This is a genomic window from Bifidobacterium choloepi (assembly GCF_010667615.1).
Taxonomy (GTDB): domain Bacteria; phylum Actinomycetota; class Actinomycetes; order Actinomycetales; family Bifidobacteriaceae; genus Bifidobacterium; species Bifidobacterium choloepi.
Genome location: NZ_VYSG01000007.1, coordinates 1 through 11,329, shown reverse-complemented (window position 1 = coordinate 11,329; position 11,329 = coordinate 1). Strand labels below are relative to the sequence as shown.

At 64.3% G+C, this 11,329-nt stretch carries 8 protein-coding genes; 6 read left to right on the top strand and 2 right to left on the bottom strand.

Going from position 1 to position 11,329, the window contains the following annotated elements:
* The first annotated feature begins 394 nt into the window (after positions 1-394).
* A complete protein-coding gene (locus F6S87_RS08650; protein ID WP_196779187.1) occupies positions 395-853 on the top strand; it encodes a helix-turn-helix domain-containing protein in 459 nt (152 codons plus the stop codon).
* Positions 854-1,174: 321 nt separating this feature from the next.
* Positions 1,175-3,574, top strand: a complete 2,400-nt coding sequence (locus F6S87_RS08530; protein WP_231129470.1) for an alpha-galactosidase — start codon at positions 1,175-1,177, stop codon at positions 3,572-3,574.
* A 35-nt stretch (positions 3,575-3,609) separates the two neighbouring features.
* Here F6S87_RS08530 and F6S87_RS08525 read toward each other — a convergent pair whose 3' ends face one another.
* On the bottom strand, positions 3,610-4,824 hold the full coding sequence (locus F6S87_RS08525; protein WP_163228242.1) for an ROK family transcriptional regulator: 1,215 nt from the start codon (positions 4,822-4,824) through the stop codon (positions 3,610-3,612).
* Between the two features lie 320 nt (positions 4,825-5,144).
* Here F6S87_RS08525 and F6S87_RS08520 point away from each other — a divergent pair, with 320 nt between their 5' ends.
* The 4 genes from F6S87_RS08520 to F6S87_RS08505 all read left to right on the top strand — a co-directional run bounded on the left by F6S87_RS08520 (position 5,145) and on the right by F6S87_RS08505 (position 10,808).
* Positions 5,145-6,434: an ABC transporter substrate-binding protein gene (locus tag F6S87_RS08520; protein WP_163228241.1), complete on the top strand. Its 1,290-nt coding sequence runs from the start codon at positions 5,145-5,147 to the stop codon at positions 6,432-6,434.
* Between the two features lie 216 nt (positions 6,435-6,650).
* On the top strand, positions 6,651-7,559 hold the full coding sequence (locus F6S87_RS08515) for a carbohydrate ABC transporter permease (RefSeq protein ID WP_163228243.1): 909 nt from the start codon (positions 6,651-6,653) through the stop codon (positions 7,557-7,559).
* Between the two features lie 197 nt (positions 7,560-7,756).
* The gene (locus F6S87_RS08510) at positions 7,757-8,635 is read left to right on the top strand and encodes a carbohydrate ABC transporter permease (protein ID WP_407925124.1); all 879 of its coding nucleotides are present in this window, start codon (positions 7,757-7,759) and stop codon (positions 8,633-8,635) included.
* 259 nt (positions 8,636-8,894) lie between these two features.
* Positions 8,895-10,808: an alpha-glucosidase gene (locus F6S87_RS08505; protein ID WP_163228239.1), complete on the top strand. Its 1,914-nt coding sequence runs from the start codon at positions 8,895-8,897 to the stop codon at positions 10,806-10,808.
* A 101-nt stretch (positions 10,809-10,909) separates the two neighbouring features.
* Here F6S87_RS08505 and F6S87_RS08500 read toward each other — a convergent pair.
* Positions 10,910-11,329: hypothetical protein (locus tag F6S87_RS08500; RefSeq protein WP_163228238.1), on the bottom strand; the 420-nt coding region annotated here is incomplete at its 5' end.

Genomic DNA, 11,329 nt, shown 5'->3' with positions numbered 1-11,329 from the left:
GAAGCTAAGGCCTGGCACGGCGATGGTACTGCACCCGACAGGGTGTGGGAGAGTAGCACGCCGCCGCAATCACACGTTGAAGGACAAGGGGTCCCGGTCGAGCAACAGCTCCCGGGACCCCTTTCCGTATATTTACCGGTCCTTCAATGCACCGTCCTGCAGCCTCGCCGCAGTTCCCGGGAAAGGCCACAAACGGTTGTTCGCTCGCGTTCACATATGTCAGCAGCGGCCCTAGGAAGTTCTTCTGGCTCTTCTTTCTTGTGATGTCACGATCGTAAGACTTCATCTCAGGATCAGGACGTCCAAAGGTAGCAATGAAAATACAGTGTGGTATTTTTGAGACTTTCTGGAAAATTGATACAATGAGGGGTGAATCGTATACAAGGAGCGGAACATGGAAGACGATGTCTTGGGTGACGAACTGCTGACGACGACGGAAGTGGCGACTCGGTTGGGAGTCTCGAAAAGCACTGTCATCCGGCTGCTTGACAGTGGCGCGATTCCGTCGGTGCGATACGGCCGGGGACGGCGATTGACAAAAGCTAGTGACGTCACAGAATTTCAGGAACGTTCCCGGACGGCGACGATTCCCATGTCGCAGCCAGCGGTTGATCCGATGCGATATGACGCTTTGCGCGAGGTAGCCAACCAGCTACTGGCCCAGCTTGCACGGGTCGGGCAGTCCGATGCCGGCGCCGAAATGACGAGCGTGCTCGCCGACGTGACCGCCGTGCTGGTCCAGGCACAGCTTGACGGCGTCGACCTCGACGATGAGACGGCCATCGAATCCCTGACTGACGAATTTGCCGCCCAGCTCGAGAAGCTGAAGACGGTGGCTACGGTCGCGGCATAGATGCCGTTGTGACTGTTCAAGTTGTTGGCTGGGTCTATTTCTGCTTTTGTCGAAAAGGTTCGGTTGCCGTAGGGAACCGTCGATTCACAAGGGCGACCGGCGTCACGGTTGGTTCACAAATCGGGGGAATTTCCGGGGGCTGGCGGGACTTAGTTGCTTGGTGCCATTGAAACGCTTGGGGTTGGAATGAAATCCGGCGATTTCTAGTATGGGTTGCAGCGTCCGGCCGGCGGCCATTGCCGCGGAGCATACAGGGCCAGCACATCAGCCGGTGCAGTCACCAAACCGATGACCGGCATGACTTTCGACAAGGAGAGCGCAATGACGCGCATGAGCAACATCGACAACACTTCGTCCACCGCCGCTTCGCGGGCCAGCTCGCCGAACGCGGCTCCGGCGCCCATCATCGAACGATTCGACGGCCAGTCGTCGGACGGCACGCCCCTGACCGCCGTCTACGCCGCGCAGCCGGCCGCCGACGTCGCGTTCGCGCTCGTCTTCCCGGGCGACGACCTGCCGCGATTCGTCCACTGGGGCAAGCCGCTGCCAGTGGCCGCCGCTGCCGCCGCGGACCAGGGCACCGCCACTGTCTCGTGTTCCGTATCCGGCCTTGCAGCCGTCGCCGACGAGGCACTGCTGTCGCTCTATGACGCGCAGCGTCCGCAGCGCGTCTCCGGCATGCTCAACGACACCGCTTGGCCGTCGGTCATGCCGACGCAGGCCGAATCGTGGATCGGCGAACCCCGGCTCAACGTCCGCCGCGCGGGCGTCGAACTGTTCTGCAAGTTCGCGGTGACCGACATCGAGACGACCGTCGCCGACGGCACCGTGCCGACCGTCGTCGTCACGGCCGACGACGCCGAGCAGGGCGTCCGGCTCGTCTGGACGGCCGAGCTGCTCGCCAGCGGCCTCGTGCGCCAGCGCGCCGCCATTGAGAACATCGCGACCGTCGCCGCGGACGAATCGTCCAATATTCATGAAGCCGCCGCCTCGCTCGAGATCGGCAACGTCGAGCTCGGCTTCCCGATTCCGGCGACGGCGACCGAAATCCTGACGACGACCGGCCACCACCTGCGCGAACGCAGCCCGCAGCGCCAGCCGCTGACGATCGGCAGGTTCGCGAAGTCGACGTGGGTCGGCCGTCCCGACTTCGATGCGTCGCTGCTGCTGTCGTCCGGCGCGCCCGGCTTCGGCTTCGAGCACGGCGACGTCTACTCGGTGCACGTCGGCTGGAGCGGCAACAGCGCGCTGACGGCCGAGCGGCTGCCATACACGACCGGCCTGATCGGCGGCGGCGAGCTGCTGTTCGGCGGCGAAATCGAACTGGCCGCCGGCGAACGCTACGAATCGCCGTGGCTGTACGGCGCCGTCGGCACCGGCCTGAACGGCGTCGCCGCGCGCTTCCACGACCAGCTGCGCCGCTGGCATCCGGAACTGCTGACGAAGCCGCGTCCCGTCATCCTCAACACCTGGGAGGCTGTCTACTTCGACCACGATTTCGAGACGCTCGCGCGGCTCGCCGACAAGGCCGTCGAGTCCGGCGTCGAGCGGTTCGTTGTCGACGACGGCTGGTTCGGCTCGAGGAGGGACGATTCGTCCGGCCTCGGCGACTGGCAGATTTCCGGCGACGTCTGGCCGGAGGGCCCGCACGGCCTCAAGGCGCTGGCCGACTATGTGCACGCCAGGGGCATGGAATTCGGCCTGTGGTTCGAGCCGGAGATGGTCAACCCCGACAGCGACATGTTCCGTGCGCATCCCGACTGGGTGCTCAAGCCGACCGCCGGACGGCTGCCGATGGAAGGACGATTCCAGCAGGTCGTCGACCTGACGAACCCGGATGCCTACGCCTACGTCTACGGCCAGATGGACCGGCTGATCGGCGAGCTCGGCATCGACTACATCAAGTGGGACCACAACAAGCTCGTCACCGAGGCCGTCTCGCCGAAGTCGGGACGGCCGGCCGTCCATGGCCAGACGCTCGCCGTCTACCGGATTTTCCACGACCTCAGGCAGGCCCATCCGGGTCTCGAGATCGAGAGCTGCTCGTCGGGTGGCGGCCGCGTGGACCTCGGCATCCTCGAGCACGCCGACCGCATCTGGGTGTCCGACTGCGTCGACCCGGTCGAGCGCGCCGACATCCAGCGCTACACGTCGCTGCTCGTGCCGCCGGTCATGATGGGCGAGCACGTCGGCGCCAGCCCGGCCCATTCGACGCACCGCGCGACGAGCCAGCAGATGCGCATGGCGACGGCGTTCTTCGGCCACATGGGCATCGAATGGAACCTGCTCGCCGAGCCGCAGGAGGCGATCGGCCTGCTCGGCGAATGGACGGCCGAATACAAGAAGCGCCGTTCGCTGTTCGCCGGCGGCCTGTGCCTGCACGCCGATCTTGGCGATCCGGCCGTCCGCCTCGATGGCATGATGGCCGCCGACGGCGCCGAGGCCGTGTTCCGCTTCACGCAGCTGACGACGTCGCAGAGCTATCCGGCCTCGCCGGTTCCGCTGCCGGGTCTCGATCCGCAGGCGCTCTACCGTGTCCGCCCCTTCGACGTCAACCTCGACCTCGAGGCGGCCGGCCTGGCCAACGGCCAGTCCCCGCTCGGCTGGTGGAACGAGAACGGCGTGATCGTCTCCGGCCAGGCGCTTGCTGCCTACGGCCTGCGCATGCCCGCCCTGCACCCGGCCCAGGCCGTCCTCTTCGACGTCCGGCGGATTGGCTGATATTGGATAATGGCTCCCTTCGGGGAGCCTTTTTCTTATCCGAGGTACTTCACGATGGCGCGGGAGGCGGCGGCCTTGGCCCAGAGTTGCCAGTCGTGGTCGACGACGGTGAACCGGACCGGGGAGGCCTGACTGTGACGGTAGCGGTTGATGCCGTCGCGCACGCTCGCCGAACCCATCTTCGCGAGGAAAGCCGATTCGCCGGCGATCATGACGGTCCGCGGCATCGCGAGGTTCGCGATGATCGCGATGAACGTGCCGAGGCGGAAGCACGTGCGCCGCAGCAGCCACGTCGCCTGAGGCAGGTCGTTGCGGGCGTCGGCGACGAACTCGTCGAACGTGGCCGCCCGGCCGATCAGCGAGGAATATTCGCCGGCGATCGAGCTGTCGGTCAGGCATTCGGCACAGCCGATGTGGCCGGCCACGCAGGTCGGGCCCTTCGGGTCGACGAGGACGTGCGCCGCCAGGCCGTAGCTCTTGTCCGGATAGTTCACCGGCTGGCCGTGGATGGCCAGCGAATAGCCGACGCCGATGCCGATCGTCAGCACGGCGAACGTCTCGAGACCCACGCCCGGCCCGAACCAGCTCGCGTCGACAAGCAGCGAGTCGATGTCGTTGTAGACCGACGTCGGCAGGCCGGTCGCCCGCTCGGCCAGCGCCTTGAGATCGACGTCGCCGTCCCAGCGCAGGAACGGCGCCGACGTGACGACGGCGTCGTGTTCCACGTGGCCGCCGACGGCGATGCCGAGCGCCACCGGCTCCGGCAGCCCGGCCGCCGCCAGGTCGAGCCGGCAGCCGCCGGTCAGCTCGGCGATCGCGTTCGTCACCTGTTCGGGTGAGCGGTCGGCGAACGTCACCTCGTGCCGTCCGGAGACGACCTCCCCATGCGCGTTGACGGCCGCGCCGATCGCCTCCGTGCCGTTGAGCTTGATGCCGACGAACGTCCTCGCGTTCGCGCACAGCGCCAGCGCCGTCTGCGGACGGCCCCGGCGCTCGCCGGACTCCTTCGCCCTGAAGTTCTCGGGCAGCGGTCCGTGCCGCACGTCGCCGGTCACCTCCTCGATGACGCCGGCGTGGATGAGGTCGCTCGTGATCCTCGACAACGCGCCCTGAGACAGCCCGAGGATCTGCGCGAGCGCCGTGCGGGTGACCGGCCCGTACTTCGCGACGGCGCCGGCCACGCGGTGCATGTACTCGGAGCCGTGGAACCAGTGCGGAAAATCGTCGTCATCGTCGTCGTGGAACGTCATCGTTCCGCCTCCCTCTCGCCAACTTCTGCCAAGGCCCGCCGTGAAGCTTTCGTGAGCGCCCCTCGTCCGCGGACGGTCGCGCTGGTCTGCATGGTCATGGCACGATCCTTCCTTCACATCCTACGCGAGGATCGTTCATCTTGAAACCGTTGGAAACTTGCCGATTCTCCAAATTATATTCCTCGGGAATAAAAATATGCCGTCATTAATTTTCCAGCGTGGAAAGACTCGCTTCCGCTTGGAATGAAAAACGCACTTTTATAAAGTCACTACCAACTTGGCAGCAACGTGGCTGCCGTCCAACCAGCAAGGAGCAACCGATGAAGCTCGGAACACTTCATCCGAAACTGAAGTCCGCCGTCGTCAAGGTCGCCGCCGGCCTCGCCACCGCGGCGATCGGCCTGGGTTTGGCCGGCTGCGGCTCGGACACTGCCGGCACGATCACGCTCGACTTCTTCCAGTTCAAGTCCGAGGCGGCCGACTGGTTCACCGAGAAGGCGCGCGAGTTCGAGTCGACCCATCCGACGATCAAGATCAACGTCAACAACTCGTCCGACCCGGCCACCGACCTGCGCACGCGCCTCGTCAAGGACCGCGAGCCGGACGTCATCACGATCAACGGCGACATCAACTTCGGCTTCCTGGCCGAGGCCGGCGTCTTCCACGACTTCACCGACGACGAGATCGTCGACGAGCTCAACCCGGGCATGGTCGAGATCGCCAAGGCGCTCGTCCAGACGACCGACGCCGAGCGCAAGCGCCTCTACGCCATCCCGTACGCCGGCAACGCCTCCGGCTACATCATCAACGTCGACCTGTGGGAGGAAGCGGGCGAGGACCCGTATAATCCGCCACAGACCTACTCCGAGTTCATCGAGCTGCTCGACCGCTTCAAGGCGCAGGGCATCACGCCGGTGCTCGCGTCGACCGCCGAGCCGTGGACGCTGCAGGCGCCGCTGTCGTCGCTCAACTCCACGCTCGTGCCGGAAACGCGCTACACCGACCTGCGCGAGGGCACGACGACGTTCGCCGAGCTGTGGACGCCGGTGTCCGACCAGCTCGTCGACATCTACCAGAACTACGTCCAGTCCAACCCGGGCATCACCTACCAGCAGGCCACGCAGGACTTCGCGAACGGCAAGGCCGCCATCCTGCCGCTCGGCACCTACGCCATCCCGCAGGTGCGTCTGGTCAACAACGACATGAACCTGACGTTCGCGCAGATGCCGGCCACCGACGACGCCGACGAGCAGCTGCTGACGGCCGGCGACGACGTCCTGCTGACGATCGGCGCCCACACGGCCCACTACAACGAGGCCCGCATGTTCGTCGACTTCCTGATGGAGGACGACAACGTCCGCGACTACTCGGCCGCGCAGTCCGCATTCTCGCCGTACAGGGACACCTATGTCGGCGACCCGGCGCTCGCCGGCGTCCTCGACTTCTACCAGTCCGGCCGCCTGACCGACTTCTGCGACCACTACGTGCCCGCCAGCATCAACATCGCCGGCTTCCTGCAGTCGCTGATCTCGAGCGGCGACACCGACGCGTTCGTCGACTCGATGCAGGCCGAATACGACAAGGTCCAGGCCAGGAATTTCCGCACCTGAGCACGGCTTATTTGTTCCACGTGAATAATTCCTCCACATGAAACTGTTTCACACGAAAAGGTAATCACCATCATGACTGCAATCACCGAACCGCCCATCGCGCGGCCCGAGCCGGCCGGCATGCCGGTCCACGAACCGACGTCGTCCCGCGGTCGCCGCTCCGGCTCCTCCGGCAACGGTGCCGGACGCCGCCTTGGCCTGCGTCGCCGCTCCTCGATGTCGTCCACCCGTTCCGCGAGCCGATCGAAGGCGAGCCGCTTCTCGTCGCGCAAGGTCGACCCGGCGTTCTACTGGATGACGATCCCGGCCGTCATTCTCGTCTCGCTGTTCCTGTACTGGCCGTTCCTGCAGGGCGCGTTCTACTCGTTGACGAACTCGCAGGGCTATGGCAGCTGGGAATTCATCGGCTTCAAGAACTACGTCGCGATGTTCCAGGACGCCCGCATCGGCAGCGCCTACCTGTTCACCGTCGCGATCGCGCTACTGATCACCGTCGGCACGAACGTGCTCGGCCTGTTCATCGCCGTGCTGCTCAACTCGAAGATCGCATTCAAGAACGGTTTCCGCGCCATCTTCTTCGTGCCCTACACGCTGTCCGTGCTCGTCATCGGCTACGTCTTCAAGTACATCTTCATGACGCCGCTGCCCGCCCTCGGCGAGGCGCTCGGCATCGAATGGCTGTCGACGTCGCTGATCACGAACTCCGACCTTGCGTGGATCCCGATCGCATTCCTCGCCATCTGGCAGTCGGCCGCCTACTCGACGCTGCTGTACCTGGCCGGCCTGCAGACGATCGACGACGAAGTCTATGAAGCCGCGTCGATCGACGGCGTGAGCCCGTGGCAGAACTTCTGGCACATCACGTTCCCGCTGCTCGGCCCCTTCGTCACGATCAACATGGTCCTGAGCCTGAAGAATTCGCTGAGCATTTTCGACCAGATCGTCGCGCTGACCGGCGGCGGCCCGGACTCGAAGACCGAATCGGTCTCGTTCCTCATCTTCCAGAACGGCCTCGGCAATGGCGAATACGCCTACCAGATGGCCAACGCCGTCACGTTCTTCATCGTCCTCGCCATCCTCGCGTTCCTGCAGCTCAAGGTGTTCAACCGCGGCGAACGCGTCTGACGGCGACGTCGCGGGAGTCGTTCCGCACTTTGCAACCGGAACGGCAACGATTCCCGCGACAATTTCCCTCCCTTTCTCCTTTTCGCTTTCCTCCCTTTCCGACCACCCGACAGATGACCGCGGCGCCGGCGACCGAAGGCGCTCGCCGGCGCCGACTTCACCGCAAGGACACTGACATGACCACTGCACTGCAACCGATGACCACGACCGCCCGCCAGCCGCGCGAGCAGGCGCCGTCCAGGCCGCGCGCCGCCAAGTTCCGCCGCGACCACACCGTCAACTGGTGGCTGACCGCTGCCGTCGCCGTGCTGTCGCTGACGATTCTCGTGCCGCTGTACTTCACTGTCGTCACGGCGTTGAAGACGCCGGCCGAAGCCGGCACGTTCAGCCTGCCGACGAGCTGGGAGTGGGGCAACTTCGCCGACGCCTGGGCCAAGGTCGACTACGCGCACGCCGCGCTCAACTCGGCGATCATCACCGTCGCCGCGATCGTGCTGACGCTGCTGACGAACACGTTCGTCGCCTATGCCGTCGCCCGCAACATGGACAAGAAGTTCTTCCGCTTCCTGTACTTCTTCTTCCTGGCGATGATGTTCGTCCCGTTCACCGTCATCATGCTGCCGATCGCCAAGCAGATGGGCTTCCTTGGCCTCGACAACCAGGTCGGCCTCGTGCTGCTGTACATGATCCTCGGCCTCGGCACGAACCTGTTCATCGCGATCGGCTTCATCAAGTCGATCCCGCCGTCCCTCGAGGAAGCCGCCCGCATCGACGGCGCCGGCACCTGGCGCGTCTTCTGGAAGGTCATCTTCCCGCTGATGGCGCCGATCAACGCGACGATCGCCATCCTGACGGCGCTGTGGGCCTGGAACGACTTCCTGCTGCCGCTCATCATCCTGACCGACCAGTCGTCGCAGACGATCCCGCTCGCGCAGTATGTCTTCCAGAGCCAGTTCACGTCGAACTACCCGATGGCGTTCGCCAGCTACCTGATGGCGATGGCCCCGATCCTCATCGTCTACGTCTTCGCCCAGAAGTGGGTCGTCGGCGGCGTCATGCGCGGCGCCGTCAAGTAAGTTGACGATTTGATGTCGCAAACCCGAGTTACGAGCCCGGGCTTGTGCCATCCGGATAACAAATAGTTGGTGACATCGTCAGCACGCGGGAATCGTTCCGATTTTGTCGGAACGATTCCCGTTTTTCTTTCCGGCACTCCCGGTTTTCAGCCGGATGGGAAAGAAAAGGGAGCGTGCCTACAATTTGATCGCGGAATGCGACGAAGGACGGCCGGTTTCGCAGCGGAGGACGGCCGCCCGCGACGAAAGGAAGTTGACGTTGACTGCTTTCAACCGAACCGACCTGCCGGCCACCGTCCGGACGAACGGCGCCGATCCGAACCCGTGGTGGGCGAACGCCGTCATCTACCAGATCTATCCGAGGAGCTTCCAGGACTCGAACGGCGACGGCATCGGCGATCTCAAGGGCATCACGAGCCGCCTCGACTATCTCGCCGACCTCGGCGTCGATGTGTTGTGGCTGAGCCCGGTGTACAAGTCGCCGCAGGACGACAATGGCTACGACATCTCCGACTACCAGGCGATCGATCCGCTGTTTGGCACGATGGAGGACATGGACGAGCTGCTCGCCGAGGCGCACAAGCGCGGCCTCAAGATCATCATGGACCTCGTTGTCAACCACACGTCCGACGAACATGCCTGGTTCCAGGCCAGCCGTGACAAGGACGACGAGCATGCCGACTGGTACTGGTGGCGGCCGGCGCGCCCCGGCCACGAGCCCGGAACGCCGGGCGCCGAGCCGAACGAGTGGGGATCGTACTTCGGCGGTTCCGCATGGCAGTACGACGAGAAGCGCGGCGAATACTTCCTGCACCAGTACTCGCCGAAGCAGCCGGACTTGAACTGGGAGAATCCGGCGGTGCGACAGGCCGTCTACAGGATGATGAACTGGTGGATGGATCGCGGCATCGACGGCTTCCGCATGGACGTCATCACGCAGATCTCGAAGGTCACCGACGACGAAGGCCGGCTGCCGGGAGAGTACGGCTCCGACATCGCCGACTATCCGGTCGGCGAGGAAGGCTACTCGTCGCCGTTCCCGTTCTGTTCCGACGGCCCGCGGCTCGACGAATTCCTCAGGGAAATGCGCCGCGAAGTCTTCGACGGCCGCGACGGCTACCTGACGGTCGGCGAGGCGCCCGGCGTCACGCCGCGCCGTTCCGAAACGATCACGAACCCCGCCGACCACGAGCTCGACATGCTGTTCGTCTTCGACCACGTGAATATCGACGGCGGCAGCTGCAAGTGGGACGTGCTGCCGTTCTCGGTCGCCAAGCTGCGCGACCGGCTCGCCGAACAGCAGGATGCCGTGCGCAAGGACGGCTGGGCGTCGCTGTTCTTCTGCAATCACGACCAGCCGCGCGTCGTCTCGCGCTGGGGAGACGATTCGTCCGAAGAAGCACGTGAAAAGTCAGCGAAGGCGTTCGGCCTGCTGCTGCACATGCACCGCGGCACGCCCTATGTCTACCAGGGCGAGGAACTCGGCATGACAAACGCCCACTTCGACTCGCTCGGCCAGTACCGCGATCTCGAGGCGCTCAATGCGTACCGGCAGCGCGTCGAGGAGGCGAAGGTGCAGACGCCGGAGTCGATGATGGCGGCGCTCGCGCACGTCGGCCGCGACAACGCCCGCACGCCGATGCAGTGGGACGATTCGAAGTACGCCGGATTCACGTCGGCTTCCGGTGACGCCGCCGAGCCGTGGATCTCGGTCAATCCAAACCACGACGTCGTCAACGCCGAGGCGGAGGCCGCTTCGGACTCGTCGGTCCTCGCGTTCTACAAGCGCCTGATCGAGCTGCGTCACGACGACCTGTGCGTCGCCGCCGGCGAATGGCATCCGCTCGACGTCGCCGACGAGCAAGTCTACAGTTTCACGCGAAACCTGAAGACCATCGACGGCGCGGACGGCAAGGCCGACGTCGCGCAGGCCGCGGTGACCGGCGACGATTCGTCCGCCGAAGAGCTGCTCGTCGTCGTCAACCTGTCCGGCTCGGCCGCGACGCTGCCGCCGGAAACCTCGGCGAAGCTCGCCGGCCTGACCCGCACGCTCGACTCCGGCCTGACCGCCGAGCGCGTGGTGATCGCCAACATCGACGACAGCACTGTCATCGAAACCTTGGTCTCCGGCCAACTTGAGCCCTGGGAAGCTGTCGTCATCCGTCTGAAGTAGCGCGCGACCTTTCGCTGGAACGTAAGAGCCGCACTCTTGCATGTCACAATCCTGTGATCCGATCTCGGGATGGTGACATCAAGGAGAAAGGCTTCACGGAGTTACCGGATAGTTTCAGACAAGTTGCGACACGCCGTGGAGGCCTTGCGCCGCAAGGCTTCCGCGGTGGTCTCTTGCGCCTTTCGGGAAGTTAGTGTAAGTTTATCTCTTGCTGCCGCCGAGCCGCCGGAAACCATGGGTTTTCGCAGTACGGCCGGGCGCGTGGTGGTGGTTTGAGAACTCAAGAGCGTGTACTGTACTACTTCTTTTATAGTCAAATGATTGCCAGTTCGGCCGTCGCTTTCCCTTCCGGAAAGTCCACTAGCGTGGTCAAAGATGGTCGAGGTTTTGTGTGCGTCTTCTTCCTGAAGAAGATGCTCGTCTTTTTTCTTTTTTTGGAGCCGAATTTGTTCGGCCCGAAGCAAGGTTTTTTGTGGAGGGTTCGATTCTGGCTCAGGATGAACGCTGGCGGCGTGCTTAAC

What these genes read in the sequence shown, in the direction of transcription:
- F6S87_RS08530 (WP_231129470.1), top strand. Translation starts at nt 1,175, where the DNA reads ATGACGCGCATGAGCAACATCGACAACACTTCGTCCACCGCCGCTTCG.
- F6S87_RS08525 (WP_163228242.1), bottom strand. Translation starts at nt 4,824, where the DNA reads ATGACGTTCCACGACGACGATGACGACGATTTTCCGCACTGGTTCCAC.
- F6S87_RS08515 (WP_163228243.1), top strand. Translation starts at nt 6,651, where the DNA reads ATGTCGTCCACCCGTTCCGCGAGCCGATCGAAGGCGAGCCGCTTCTCG.
- F6S87_RS08510 (WP_407925124.1), top strand. Translation starts at nt 7,757, where the DNA reads ATGACCACGACCGCCCGCCAGCCGCGCGAGCAGGCGCCGTCCAGGCCG.
- F6S87_RS08650 (WP_196779187.1), top strand. Translation starts at nt 395, where the DNA reads ATGGAAGACGATGTCTTGGGTGACGAACTGCTGACGACGACGGAAGTG.
- F6S87_RS08520 (WP_163228241.1), top strand. Translation starts at nt 5,145, where the DNA reads ATGAAGCTCGGAACACTTCATCCGAAACTGAAGTCCGCCGTCGTCAAG.